The following is a 12,099-nucleotide window of genomic DNA, read 5'->3' on the forward strand; positions in this document are numbered from 1 at the left end:
GCACCCCCGAGTCCGCGATGTCACTGCAGGGACGATGTCAGGCGCGCGAGGTTGTCACGGACCTTTGCACGGAGCGGTCGACGGGACCAGTCCGCGAGGGTGAGCGCGTCGCTGTTCGCCCGGTAGCTGTCCTCAACCGCTCTCATGCGATCGACGAACGCGCGCCCCCGAACGAGCAGCGAGAGCTCCATGTTGAGGCTGAATGAGCGGATGTCCATGTTGCTCGTGCCGATGACCGCGACGTCGTCGTCGATGCTGAAGTGCTTGGAGTGCAGCACCGTCGGCTCACGGTAGAGGTAGATCGCGACACCGGCCCGAAGCAGCACCTCGTAGTAGGAGCGCTGCGCGTGATACACGAGGAACTGGTCGCCGATCGCGGAGACGAACAGTTCCACGTCGACCCCGCGGGCGGCGGCGGTGAGGATGGCGAGCAGCGTCGACTCCTCGGGAACGAAGTATGGGCTGGTGATACTGACGCGCTGCTGCGCGCTCTGGATGAGCAGCACGAAGAGCTTGAGGTTGTTGTCGTTTTCGAAGCTCGGGCCGCTGGGCACGACCTGCGCGTCGATGACGGCATGTTTGCCGGCATGCGGCGCGCCCGCGTCCGGTATCGCCGCCTCCGGGTGTCCGACCAGGGGAAGAAGCTTCCCCGTTTCGCTGAACCAGTCGGTGACGAACACCGCGTCCAGCTCGGCCACCACGGGTCCCTCCAGGCGCACCATGAGCTCCTTCCAGTGCAGTCCTCGTCGTGCGCTGATCGGCTTGTGGTAGCTGTCGTCGATGAGGTTCTGGGAACCGGTGTGGCCGACCACGCCGTCAACCACCAGGAGCTTCCGGTGATTGCGGAGGTCCGGACGCTGCCACTGCCCGCTGAGGGGACGGAGGGGGAGCATGGGGTGCCATTCTGCGCCCATCTCGCGCAGGGCAACCCGGGTTTCTTTGCGATAGGGCGAGAGGAAGCCGGCGACGTGGTCGGACAGCACTCGCACCGGGACGCCGCGAGCCGTCGCTCGTGCGAGAGCGTCGAAGAACGACCGCGTGGTCCCGTCGAGCACAAGGATGTAGAACTCGACATGCACATACTCTTCGGCTCCGTCGATGTCATCGACCATGGCAGCGATGGACTCCTCGTATCCCTCGATCAGATGCGCGGCGTTGCCTGACAGCATCGGCAGGGCGCCGAGGTTCTCGTTCAGCTGGACGGCGAAGGACAGCCAGGACGGACGAGTCGGCGCGATGCGGAGGGCGAGCACATCGGATCGTGCGGCCATCAGCTCAGAGACGTGCTGCTGGATCGCCCGTCGTCGCCTCGGCAGGCGCCCGACGCCGATCAGCAGAAAGGCAAGCAGGCCGAGGAAGGGTATGAAGATGATCGTCAAGATCCACGCGATCGCGCTGGCCGGTCGCCGGTTCACAGAGACGGCGACGGCAGCGACGAAACCCACAATCACATGGCTCAGCAACAGGAGAAGGGCCCACGGATCCAGCACGGCAGGACCACCTCGCCTCTTTCACTAGTTTCTCTAGCGAATGCTACCGCGGGCCCATAGACTCCGAGCACCGCGACCAGTTCGACTGTCGCGCGGTCGACTCCTCTGTCGCGTCGCGCGGGCCCGGTCGCCGCTTCTCGCCGAGCGAAGGGAGTGACGATGACGCATGCCGCGTCCGTCTCCACCGAGGAAAAGTCCTCTTGGCTTCCGCTGATCGTGGTCGTGCTCACTCAGGTGCAGGCGTCGTTCGCGGTCAACGCGCTCACCGTGTCGATGGCGGGCATCACGACCGATCTGGACACGCCGGCGACGTCGGTCGGAACGGCCATCACGGCGGGCACGTTCGCGATGGCGGCGTTCATCCTGCTGGGGGCGAAGGTCGGGTCGCGATTCGGCACGAGACGGGTCTTCCAAATTGCGGTTGCCATTCATGCAGCGGCGATGGCCGGCGTGGCCCTGAGCCTCAGCCCGGCGATGCTCTTCATCGCGCAGGCGTCATCGGGTGCGGTGATCGCGCTCATCGCACCGGCGCTGACCGTATTCATCGCCACCAACTACCACGGCGATCGTCAGGCGAAGGCGATCGGGCTACTGGCCGCCGCCATTCCCCTCGCCGGCGTGCTGGCACTTCTCATCGCCGGGCTCTTCGCCGAGACCATCGGGTGGCGATGGTCGTTCGCGCTCATGGTCGTCCTGGGTGCGATCAACCTGTTGCTCAGTTTCCGCGTCCCCAAGGTGCCCGCGCAGCGGAACCTCGCCATCGACTGGACCGGCGCCCTGCTGGCGGCGACCGCGATCATTCTGCTCAGCTTCGGCTTCTCGGGCCTCAACTCGTGGGGCATATGGCTTGCCACATCGCAGGCGCCGTTCACTGTGCTGGGCGTGTCTCCCGCCCCCCTGCTGATCATTGTCGGCGTCATCGTGGGGCAGATCTTCTTCGTGTGGTTGCTGCGGCGGCAGCGCCAGCACAAATCGCGGATCTTCGACCTGCGCGTGCTCGCCACCCGCAGCGAGCTGGCAATAACCGCCTGCATGGCGATCATGCTGTTCGTCGGCACCGCGGCGAACTTCCTCATCCCGCTCTACATGCAGGTCGTCCAGGGACTCTCCGGCATCCAGACGTCGTTCTCGATCATCCCGTACACGCTGTCGATCTTCCTTGCCTCGACGTTCGTCGCCTACCTCTACAAGGTGTGCCCGCCGCGCGTACTCGGATCCGTGGGCTTCGTCGTCGTCGCCGGCGCGCTCACGCTGATCGCCTTCACAGTCCGTGGCGACTGGGGCCAGTTCTTCATCGTCGTCGGCTTGATCCTGCTGGGTTTGGGGCAGGGGTCGATCGTCGCCCTGGTCTTCAACACGCTGCTCTCCGCCGCGCCCAAGCAACTGGCGGGCGACGTCGGCGCGTGGCGCGGGCTCGTGCACAACCTGTCGGGGTCGATCGGTATCGCGGTCGCGAGCGCGTTCGCGGTCGGCATACTCGCCTCGACGCTCGCGACCTCGGCCATCGAGCATCCGGAGATCTCGAGCGAGCTGATCGCCGAGGTGAACATCAACGAGGCCGACTTCCTCACCAACAGCCAGCTCGAGTCGGTTCTCGGGGGGACAAGCGCCTCACCGGCAGAAATGGATGCCGCGATCGCGATCAATGAGGAGGCCCGCCTTCGCGCACTCCAGATCTCCCTCCTCGGCCTGGCCGCGCTCGCGCTGCTCGCCATCGTTCCCGCGACCCGGATGCCCGGCCGAATCGCGGGCGAACTGCCGTCGTCGGTGGAGCCCGACGACAACGAAGACGTGGACGAGGCGATTCCGCTGAACCCGATCGCGGCCGCCGAAACAGATAGAGAAGAAGAGGGCGCACGTCCATGACCCAGCGCATCGACACACGACCGGGCATGGACTTCACCGCGCTGCCAGGCCTCGAAGCGCTGGAGGCGGTGAGCGTATCTGCGCGGTCGCTGCATGACTCCCTGACCGAGCCTGTCCCGGATGCCGTGGGCTACGCCGTCTTCGCCGACCAGGACCCGACCCCCGAACTCGGACTCACGCGCGAAGCGCTCAGGCGCTCCGGATTCGATGGCAAGGCCGGCTCCACCCTGGTCCTTCCCGCTGCCGATGGCCCCGATCGGGTGGCGGTCGGATTAGGTGACCGGGCGAAGCTCACGGTGAATGCCGTCCGCGACGCAGCTGCCGCAATGGCCCGCAGCGCGTCTCGTCGTTCCCGGATCGCGCTCGTCATTCCGGATCACGGCGATCTTCCCGACAGCGAGGTCGCCCGTGCCGCCAGCGAGGGTGCCCTGCTGGCGCGGTACCGCTACACACCGTTGAAGTCCAAGCCCGCGGACGAGCCGCTCACCGCCGTGACCATCCAGCTCGCCGGAGGGGACGCGCCGGCCGTCACAGAGGCAATCGATGCCAGTGCCGTAGCAGCGCGCGCGAGCATCATCGCGCGGGACCTCGCGAACACCCCGCCGGGTCACCTGACCGCCACCGACATGGGCAGGATCGCCCAGACGCTCGGGGAGCGGTTCGGCTTCGACGTGACGCTCTTCGACAAGTCTGCGCTCACCGACCTCGGGTGCGGAGGGCTTCTCGGCGTCAACCAGGGCAGCGCGGAGGAGCCACGAATGATCCGGCTCTCCTACGATCCCGCAGGGGCGGCAGCCCGGCATCTGGGGCTGATCGGCAAGGGGATCATGTACGACTCGGGCGGCATCAGCCTGAAGCCCTCCGACCCCATGCACCTGCTCATGAAGATGGACATGGGAGGCGCGGCCGCCGTCCTCGGCGCCTTCACCGGATTCCGCGACACGGGGGTGCAAGCGCGGGTAACCGGATGGCTGATGTGCACCGACAACATGCCCTCCGGCTCGTCTTACAAGCTCGGCGACGTCCTCACCACGCACGGCGGCACGACCATCGAGGTGAAGAACACGGATGCCGAGGGCCGGCTCGTCATGTCGGATGCCTTCGACCTCGCCAACGAGGCTGGGGTGGACGCGATCATCGATATCGCGACGCTCACAGGCGCCGCCCTCATGGCGCTCGGGCAGGCGATGGCCCCCGTCTTCTCGAACGACGACGCCCTGGTGGACGCGGTGATCGCGGCGTCGGCGGAAAGCGATGAACCGCTGTGGCGGATGCCGCTGGAGCAGAAGTACCGTAAGCAGCTCGACTCCGACATCGCCGACATCGCCAACCTCGGCGGTCCCTACGCCGGTGCGATCACGGCCGCGCTCTTCCTCGAGCACTTCGCATCCGGCACCCCGTGGGCGCACGTCGACATCGCGGGCACGATGCAGTCCGACACCGACGACGCGTGGCGACCAAAAGGGGCGACCGGCTTCGGTGCGCGGACTCTTCTCGCCGCGGCCGCGCGCTACGGGAAGTCGAGCGCTAAGTGATCGACATCGACGTACGGGAAACGGCCGAGCTGTTCACCGCAGCAGAAGCGGATCCCTTCCTCGGGCGGTACGCCCGCGACGCGGGCGCCGAGCGCATCCTCGAGCGGATGCTCCACGACCGCAGCGTCCGGCGGCATCCAAACCCTTCCATTGCGGTGCGGGTGAGCGAACCCGCGGATCACGACGTCGATCAGATCCAGACGGCGCTGGAGGGCTACTGGGACGAGCGCATCCGCGATGCCCGCACGCAGCGGCGGCGCGTCTGGACCCGCGGGCTGAAGGAACTCGCCATCGGAGTGGTCTTCCTCGCTGTCTGTCTCGCCGCTGCCGCTGCTCTCTCTACGACTTCCACGAGCGCCGACTCGCTTCAGCGGTTCTTCATAGAAGGCCTCATCATCGTCGGCTGGATCGCTCTGTGGCATCCCGTCGACATGCTGCTTTTTGGGCCGTGGGACCTCAATGCCCAGCTTCGCGCGCTGCGCCGCCTCCGTGGCGCCCCGGTGACGCTCACGGCGCCGGACCGGATCGCGGACGGCGCCTCGGCGCTGACCTGACTCCGCCGATCGAGACACGAGCCGAGAGCCGAGCGCCATGGACCCGATCGTCGCCACACTGGGCATCCTCGCGCTCGCGGTCGTCGCCTTCATGAGCAACAGGCTCCCTCTCGGCATCGTCGCCATCGGCGTCTCATTAGCACTCTTCTTCACCGGCGTGCTCACGCTGCCTCAGGCCCTGGCCGGGTTCGGCGATCCCACCGTGATCTTCATCGCCTCCCTCTTCGTTGTCAGCGAGTCGCTGGACGCCACGGGAGTGACGACCTGGGCCGGCCAGAAGGTCATCGCACGGGCGGGCACCAAGCCCGTCATCCTGCTCATCGTCGTGTGTCTGCTCGTCGCGGTTCTCACCGCGCTGATCAGCGTCAACGGCGCTGTCGCGGCTCTCCTGCCCCTGGTCGTCGTGGTCGCCACCCGCGCGGGTATAGCGATGTCGCGGATGCTGCTTCCCCTCGCCTTCGCCGCGCACGCCGGCTCGATGCTGGCCCTCACCGGAACACCGGTCAACATCATCGTCTCGGACTTCGCCACGGATAACGGCGGTCGCGCCTTCGGATTCTTCGAGTTCGGGCTGGTCGGGATTCCGCTCGTCGTCGGCACGATCCTCATCGTCGTGCTGTTCGGACGAATGCTGCTGCCGGTGCGCCCGGCCCCGACGATGCCCCCCGACCTCCGCCTCCTCGCCAGCGCCCTCCGCTCGCAGTACGCGGTGACGGCCGACACGGCGACACTCCTCGGCCCCATTCGCGGCATCACCGAGGTCGTCGTACCGCCCCGGTCGCCCCTGATCGGGATGCACGTATTCCCGGGGATGACCACCCCGAGCGGAGATCTCGTCATCCTGGGCGCTCGACGCGCCGAGGAACGACTGCAAGGGGCGGACGTGCACCTGCGGGCCGGAGACGCACTTCTTCTGCAGGGAGCGTGGGACGACCTGACCAAGCACACTCGCGGCCGGGACGTCCTGGTCGTCGACGACCCCGCGACCCTGCGCCGCGGCGTGCCCTTGGGCAAGGGCGCCAAGCGCGCCATCGGCATCCTGATCGTCATGGTCATCCTGCTCGCCACCGGCCTCGTCCCGCCCGCTGTCGCAAGCCTCCTGGCCGCGTCGGCCCTCGTCCTCAGCAGAACGATGACAGGGGCCCAGGCGTACCGCTCGATCTCGTGGACCACCGTCGTGCTCGTGGCGGGCATGATCCCGCTGTCGACGGCCTTTCAGACCACCGGCACAGCCGACCTCATCGCGGATGGGCTGACCAGCATGATCGGCGAGTCAGGCCCCCACGTCGCACTCCTCGCGATCTGCGTGCTGACGATTGTGCTGGGACAGCTGATCAGCAACACCGCCACCGTCCTGATCGTCGCGCCCGTCGCCATCTCAGTGGCTGTCAGCATCGGCGCCTCGGTGCAGCCGTTCATGATGGCGCTCACCGTCGCGGGAGCCGCGTCCTTCCTCACACCCATCGCCACCCCGGCGAACCTGATGGTGATGGAACCCGGTGGGTACCGCTTCGGTGACTACTGGAAGCTCGGGCTTCCCCTGGCGCTGCTCTTCCTCGTCGTCGCGGTCTGGTACGTACCGCTGATCTGGCCGTTCTGAGCTTCCGGCGTTCGACTTCGACGCGCACGCCCCCCAAGAGCCGAATCAACACGAAGGATGGGCATGATGGAAGAGTACTTGTGGGTTCTCAAGCGGAGCGAGCTGGACCTGATGCGGGAGATCGAGCCCGAACGGTTGGCCGCGCTCGACGAGGACGAGCTGCTCGCCCTGCACAAGCGCGTTCGTCGAGCGCGCAACAAGCACGTCACGAACTACCGCCGGACGGCGGCGAAGAGCGTGAATGCCGCGAAGTCACGCGGCGCGGCCCGACCTAAAGGCGGAAAGGATCGTCTCCGCGCGGAGGCGTTCGAAGAGGCGCTCGCGCGCGTGTCCGAGCGCCTCGCCGAGGTCGCGCACGAGCAAGCCGAGCTGCTCAAGGCCGAACGGCTCGCGATGGCGCGCGAGGGGAAGTGGACCGGGCCCGAGTCGTTCAACGCGTCGACCGGTGCGATCAACGACGAAGGACGCACGCGCAGCCATCAGAAGACGACCGGCGGGCAGAAGCGCGACGCCTCGAGCAGATCGCAGGGAGCACGCCGGCAGGCGAAACGCGACTCTCGGTAGGAGAAGAGGCGATGCTGCCCGAGACCGGGCCCCCCGTCGCACACGCGGCCGGAGACTCTGCCGGCCCCGAAAGGAGCGCTCTCTGGGTCTCCATCTGGGTTTCGCTCGCCATCGCGGCTGCGGCGCTGATGCTCGGCGTCACCACCGGCACACGGATCATCGTTTTCGACGGCGCGTACATGGGTATCGGGCTGCTGCTCTCCATCGCATCTGTGCGGGCGGCAACTGCGTCACGCGCCGGCCCGAGTTCGCGCTTTCCCTTCGGCCGGGATGCGCTCACCCCATTCGTCGTCCTGATCCAAGGACTTGCCATCGCGGGGACGCTGCTCTACGCCGCCGGCGACGCCATCGTGATCATCCGCGCGGGCGGATCGCCGGTTGACCCCGTCATCATCGCGATCTACGGCGCGGGAACGGCCGCTGCAGGCTTCGCTATGGCGATCTGGTTGAAGCGTCGAGCACCGAAATCGGATCTTGTAGTAGCTGAATCAGCCCAGTGGCGGGCGGGCGCCGTGCTGAGCACCGTGATGCTGGTGGGCGCGCTTGCCGCGGCATTCCTCACAGCGGCCGGGCTACAGAACGTGGCCGACTACGTCGACCCCGCTCTCGTTCTCGTCTCTTGCTTGTTGTTGGCCTACATCCCCTTCCGGCTCATGTCCGCAGGCCTCAATGAACTTCTTGAAGGCGCGCCATCGCAGGAGCTGAAGGAGAAGATCGCGGCTGCAATCGAAAGCGTCCGCGTGGCGCATGAGCTCCCGGAGCCCCTCGTCCGGGCCGGCAAAGTGGGAAACAAGTTGTACGTGGAGGTCGACTTCACCGTCATCGGAGACGAATGGAACATCGCAGGAGAGGACATCATCCGAAGATCCGTCGAAGAGGCGCTGAGCACACTCGGACTCGACGTCTGGGCATACGTCGCGCTCACCAGCGATCCCACTCTCTTCGAGTGAGATTGGATGCATGCGCTGTGCCTTCATCGTCGGTGTCTTTTCGTACAGGATCGATCAGCGACCGCTCTACGAGACGATTCTCAACTATCCGCCACCGGTGCCCGGGTAGGGATCCGTGAGCGGTCGCCGCACGATGACCCCCTCACACTGCCTACTGGCTCAACCTGCGTCGGGCGGCGGCGGTCGCATTAGGCCAGATGCGAAAGTGGACGATGGTCGCACACTGCGCAGGTCCCGTCGATCACCAGCTTGTGGCCGTCGCTCGAGCAGTCCCACCCGAGTCCCGGAATCGTGCTGTGGCGGGCCGCCAGCGCCACGCGGGCGCGAGCGCACGCACCGCACGGCTCAGTGGTCCCGTGGGGATGTTTCCGGCAGAAGGGAGAGTCCGCGTTACGCGTGACGTTACCCGTCGCGTAGGCGCTTCCTTCCTCTACGGCGGTTAAGGAGCCTGAGCCTACGTTTGCCGTGACGTCATGCGCTCCGTCACGCGTCACGTCATGCGTGCTCATCGGGTCATGGAGAGGCGAAGGGGCGTCGCTCGCCCGGGCAACTCGACGTCGGTCGCGGTATGCCTTCTGTCTCAGCCGTGACGACTCTCGGTAGCGTTCCACTTCTGCTGCGGTGGACTGTCGCAGATCGGTCGACCAACCCTCCAGGAAGTAGCCGTCCTCAACGCGTGTCCAGAAACCCGCCCCCACGAGCTCGTCAAACGCGGCTTGATCATCGCCGTCGGGATGGAGATACCTCGTGTAGCGAGCCGGTATCGATCCATCGGTTCCCTGGCCGTTGCACCACATGAGGGCGCCGGCGAGGATCCGGAACGCGCGATCGCTGAGGTCGTCGATGCGGATGCTTCCCAGCCACTCGGCGGGCAGCCGGGCGTCGACCACGATGTCGAATTCGGCTTGATCAGGAATCGACGCCGAACGCCCTCAGCAGGCCGGCGCGCGGAATCATTCGACGCGGCCCGAGCTGAATGGTGGGGATCGTCCCGCGCTCCACCCCGGCCCTGATCGTTCGGTACTCCACGCCGACGAGCACCGCTGCGTCCTTATACGTCAGTGCTAGTGAGTTCTCTGACCGGTTCATGATTCGCCCCTTCCCGAGCCACCTATGTCAGCGATAGCCCACACGGTAGCACGGTGTGAGCCATTTGTGTCATGAATGCGTCATGTCATGCCTTGTCCAGCGTTTGAACGCCTGAGATACTGGCGGCATGGTGAAGCTCGAGACGACCGACGTCAGCCCTGAGCGCATCCAGCTGGGTAACGGCGTGAGCGTCCCTCGCCGGTGGACAGGGGTACTGCGAGGCGAGCCCGGAGTGCCAGGGACGATTCAAGTTCAGGTGGTCTTCGACCCGAAGCTGGGACGCAGTGCGGCGGACCTGGTCACAGTGGGTCGTGAGGGAGTGGGAGACGAGGTGACGAGCCTGACCCTGCGCGAGGTTCGCGTACAGGCTGTGGTGCAGGCCACCGGCCTCATGGTTTCCACAGTCGCCGATGGATCCAACTCCGCAACGTCGGGGGCGGCGTATCTTGATCGGATGCGTAAGCGAACGGGTCGGACCGCCGAGCAGAACGTGGCGGATGCAGCGACCACGTATCGCCTCGCCGTTGCGGTCAGCCTGCCGCCCCTCAAGGCGGTCGCCGATTCTATAGGCGTGAGTCAGAGCACGGCGACGCGTCTGATGAACCGAGCGCGCATGGACGGCCTTGCCTCGGGGCTACGGCTTCCCGACGCCGACGCCACGGGCCCGGTCACCGATAGGGCCGCCGCGAGCGGACCGTCCATCAACTGAAGGGCGAAGTCATGGCTCGACGTGTCAACCACGAGGGAACGGTCTCGCCATACGCCACACCGTCCGACGAGACGCGGTTCCGCATCGCGTACTGGGTCGTTCGACCGGATGGAGAGTTCGTTCGTCGGTTCCGCCGTGGATTCGAGACGGAGCGCGAGGCGCGGGAGGCGCTGGCTGAGGTCCAGGTCGACATCCGGCGGGGGAGTCACGTGGAGGTCACGCGCGAGACTTTGAACTTCTACGCGGAGAAGTACTTCGACGGCCTCCGCGTGCGTGCGACAACGCTCGCCGGGTACCGGAAGCACTACCGCGTGCACGTCGAGGCCAGCCCGCTCGGCCGTACGCCTCTGAGCGACATCACGAAGGATCAGCTCAACCGCTACTACCGACAGCTCGAGAGGAACGGCCGGAAGGACCGCGGACACGTCGGCGAACCGCTAGGGCCGGCCACCGTCCGCCACGTGCACGTGCTGGTCTCGCAAGTTCTGCAGCATGCGCTCGAGGATGGCCTGATACGACTCAACCCCGCAAAACGGGCATCGCCGCCGACGAAGATCGAGGCGGCGCCACCCGAAATGATGACCTGGTCTGCGGAGGATGCACGACTGTTCCTCGAGTGGTCCCAGTCGACCGGTGACTACCTCTGGCTGGCGTGGCTCACCTTGCTGGGGACCGGCATGCGCCGCGGTGAGATCCTCGGCTTGCGCTGGAAGGACGTAGACCTCGAGAACAACGTGATCACGATCGCTCGCGCGATGTCGTACGTGAAGGAAGCCGGGAAGAAGCCGATCATCGACTTCAGGCAGACCAAGAGCGGCCGAGTGCGGAACGTCGACATCGACACGCGGCTCGCAGAGGCGTTGCGGACCAAGCGGGATCTCCTGCGTGCTGTTGAGCCAGAGCTCGCGAGGGGCGAGCAGCTGATCTTCTGCAACCGCTATGGGCGGCCGCACAACCCGACGCAGTTCTCGAGGCAGTGGCGTGAGCGGGTCAACAAAGCCGGAGACGCGCATCCCGACCTCGACCGGCTGCACCTGCACGAGCTCCGGCACACGCACGCCACTCTGCTGCTGCGTGCCGGCGTCCACCCGAAGATCGTCTCTGAGCGGCTCGGCCATGCCGACATCCAAACCACGCTCAACACTTACTCGCACGCGGTGCGTACCCTGCAACGTGGCGCCGCCGATCTGGTTGGCCAGTTGCTCGCCCCGACGCCCGCCGGTGAGACCACCTTGACGGCGACCTAAGACCCCAGGCAGTTCTCGCCTTCTCCGAACATCCGCCGAACCAGCGAACGAGCGGGGCGGAGTTTCGGGACGTGGAATACCGCAGGCCCCGAGCGAAGCGAAGGGCCGAGGCTATGCCGCGAAAGCCCGGAACGCAGCCACGCTCGATCGCTACACTCTCGGCCTCGGAGAAGGCGGGCTCTCATCACACACCGTGGTGGCATGTCCGAAAACCGCTAGCTCCTGTTGTGTCATGACGCCGCCATGTCGCAACAGGCTCGCTTCCAGCCCGCAAGAAATCGCGGATTTCGGGCCTCTCAGAGAGCCGAAATCGGCCTTAACTGTGCCAGTAGGTGTGCCACGCAATTCGAAGTCGCGCGAAATCCCTTGCGAACACTGGGATCGGGGGAGCGGAGGATAGGGGATTCGAACCCCTGAGAGCTTTCACTCAACACGCTTTCCAAGCGTGCGCCATAGGCCACTAGGCGAATCCTCCACGGCTCAAAGAGCCTCCGT

General features: G+C 66.2%; 11 protein-coding genes and 1 tRNA gene. 8 read left to right on the forward strand and 4 right to left on the reverse strand.

Annotated features, from left to right (window positions below; all coding sequences use genetic code 11):
• Window positions 1-20 precede the first annotated feature (20 nt).
• The gene (gene cls, locus ACLQ2Q_RS12425) at window positions 21-1,487 is read right to left on the reverse strand and encodes a cardiolipin synthase (RefSeq protein ID WP_425821063.1); all 1,467 of its coding nucleotides are present in this window, start codon (window positions 1,485-1,487) and stop codon (window positions 21-23) included.
• A 162-nt stretch (window positions 1,488-1,649) separates the two neighbouring features.
• Between cls and ACLQ2Q_RS12430 the strand changes: the two genes are divergently transcribed.
• The 6 genes from ACLQ2Q_RS12430 (at window position 1,650) to ACLQ2Q_RS12455 (ending at window position 8,559) form a co-directional block, all read left to right on the forward strand.
• A complete protein-coding gene (locus ACLQ2Q_RS12430) occupies window positions 1,650-3,356 on the forward strand; it encodes an MFS transporter (RefSeq protein WP_425820776.1) in 1,707 nt (568 codons plus the stop codon).
• Window positions 3,353-4,891 (forward strand): leucyl aminopeptidase, encoded by a 1,539-nt coding sequence (locus tag ACLQ2Q_RS12435; RefSeq protein ID WP_425820777.1) that lies wholly within the window; start codon window positions 3,353-3,355, stop codon window positions 4,889-4,891. Before ACLQ2Q_RS12430 ends, ACLQ2Q_RS12435 begins: the two co-directional genes overlap by 4 nt.
• The gene (locus tag ACLQ2Q_RS12440) at window positions 4,888-5,445 is read left to right on the forward strand and encodes a hypothetical protein (protein ID WP_425820778.1); all 558 of its coding nucleotides are present in this window, start codon (window positions 4,888-4,890) and stop codon (window positions 5,443-5,445) included. The genes ACLQ2Q_RS12435 and ACLQ2Q_RS12440 overlap by 4 nt, the downstream gene beginning before the upstream one ends.
• A 37-nt stretch (window positions 5,446-5,482) precedes the next feature.
• Window positions 5,483-7,045: an SLC13 family permease gene (locus ACLQ2Q_RS12445; protein WP_425820779.1), complete on the forward strand. Its 1,563-nt coding sequence runs from the start codon at window positions 5,483-5,485 to the stop codon at window positions 7,043-7,045.
• 63 nt (window positions 7,046-7,108) lie between these two features.
• A complete protein-coding gene (locus tag ACLQ2Q_RS12450; protein WP_425820780.1) occupies window positions 7,109-7,609 on the forward strand; it encodes a hypothetical protein in 501 nt (166 codons plus the stop codon).
• A gap of 11 nt (window positions 7,610-7,620) precedes the next feature.
• A complete protein-coding gene (locus tag ACLQ2Q_RS12455; protein ID WP_425820781.1) occupies window positions 7,621-8,559 on the forward strand; it encodes a cation transporter in 939 nt (312 codons plus the stop codon).
• A gap of 188 nt (window positions 8,560-8,747) precedes the next feature.
• Here ACLQ2Q_RS12455 and ACLQ2Q_RS12460 read toward each other — a convergent pair whose 3' ends face one another.
• Both ACLQ2Q_RS12460 and ACLQ2Q_RS12465 read right to left on the reverse strand, forming a co-directional pair.
• On the reverse strand, window positions 8,748-9,449 hold the full coding sequence (locus tag ACLQ2Q_RS12460; RefSeq protein WP_425820782.1) for a hypothetical protein: 702 nt from the start codon (window positions 9,447-9,449) through the stop codon (window positions 8,748-8,750).
• A gap of 19 nt (window positions 9,450-9,468) precedes the next feature.
• Window positions 9,469-9,648: an excisionase family DNA-binding protein gene (locus ACLQ2Q_RS12465; RefSeq protein WP_425820783.1), complete on the reverse strand. Its 180-nt coding sequence runs from the start codon at window positions 9,646-9,648 to the stop codon at window positions 9,469-9,471.
• 127 nt (window positions 9,649-9,775) lie between these two features.
• Between ACLQ2Q_RS12465 and ACLQ2Q_RS12470 the strand changes: the two genes are divergently transcribed.
• Both ACLQ2Q_RS12470 and ACLQ2Q_RS12475 read left to right on the forward strand, forming a co-directional pair.
• A complete protein-coding gene (locus ACLQ2Q_RS12470) occupies window positions 9,776-10,357 on the forward strand; it encodes a hypothetical protein (RefSeq protein WP_425820784.1) in 582 nt (193 codons plus the stop codon).
• 11 nt (window positions 10,358-10,368) lie between these two features.
• Window positions 10,369-11,604 (forward strand): tyrosine-type recombinase/integrase, encoded by a 1,236-nt coding sequence (locus ACLQ2Q_RS12475; RefSeq protein ID WP_425820785.1) that lies wholly within the window; start codon window positions 10,369-10,371, stop codon window positions 11,602-11,604.
• Window positions 11,605-11,994: 390 nt separating this feature from the next.
• Here ACLQ2Q_RS12475 and ACLQ2Q_RS12480 read toward each other — a convergent pair.
• Window positions 11,995-12,079: transfer RNA gene (locus ACLQ2Q_RS12480), tRNA-Ser, on the reverse strand.
• Between the last annotated feature and the right edge of the window lie 20 nt (window positions 12,080-12,099).

This window comes from Microbacterium sp. DT81.1, assembly GCF_049844955.1.
In the GTDB taxonomy this organism is placed as follows: domain Bacteria; phylum Actinomycetota; class Actinomycetes; order Actinomycetales; family Microbacteriaceae; genus Microbacterium.